This window comes from Streptomyces sp. URMC 123 (assembly GCF_051386515.1).
GTDB lineage: Bacteria > Actinomycetota > Actinomycetes > Streptomycetales > Streptomycetaceae > Streptomyces.
The window spans coordinates 1-873 of the sequence record NZ_JBPQTV010000656.1 but is presented as its reverse complement, the minus strand read 5'-3'; the positions used below and the strand labels follow the sequence as shown (position 1 = coordinate 873).

The window sequence follows — 873 nt, the reverse complement described above, 5'->3', positions numbered from 1 at the left end:
CGCCCACCCCGCTCATGCGCTCCAGTATGCGCGGCCTCTCCGCGCGCCCCCCGCCCTGCCTGGTCCTCGCAGTACCAGGACTGCTGTTCCGCGGTCGAACAGGGAACTGGCTGCGGAGCGGTGCCCGGGAAACCCTGGGGGCATGATCGACGTTTCACCGCGGCAGCCGAAGAACATCCTCGTCGTCAGCGCCCACCCCGAACCCCGTTCGCTCAACGCCACCCTGACCGCATTCGCGATCGCGCATCTGCGCGCCGCGGGCCATCAGGTGCGGGTGTCCGACCTCTACGCCATGAAGTGGAAGGCGGCGGTGGACGCGGACGACTTCCCCGAGCACACCGCGGACCGGCGACTGGACGTGCTGGCCGTCTCGGGAGAGGCCACGCGCACGGGCCGGCTGTCGGCGGACATCGCGGCGGAGCAGGAGAAGCTGCGATGGGCGGACGCGGTGATCCTCCAGTACCCGATGTGGTGGTTCTCCGTGCCCGCGATCCTCAAGGGCTGGATCGACCGGGTGTTCACCTTCGGGTTCGCCCACGGCCCGGAGCTGCCCCCGCCCTACAGCGAGGGCGCCCTGGCGGGCCGCCGCGCGCTGATGTCGGTGACGATCGGGGCCCGGGAGTCGGCCTTCTCCGACCGGGGCATCCACGGACAGCTGGCGGACGTCCTCCACCCCCTCCAGCACGGCCTGTTCTGGTTCACCGGCATGGCACCACTGGAACCGTTCGCGGTGTACGGCGCCCACGCCATGTCGGAGGAACGGTTCGCGGCGGTCCAGGGGGCCTACGCGCGCCGGCTCGACGAGGGGCACGTCCCGGCCCAGCGCCGCCGCGATGGCCGCCACTTGCTGCCGGGGCGTCACCCGCTCCGGGC

General features: G+C 72.2%; 1 protein-coding gene. It reads left to right on the top strand.

What is annotated here, in order from left to right; genetic code table 11:
- Positions 1-142: 142 nt before the first annotated feature.
- Positions 143-873 (top strand): NAD(P)H-dependent oxidoreductase (locus ACSNOD_RS31485; RefSeq protein WP_436770487.1); only part of this gene is annotated, 731 nt, incomplete at its 3' end.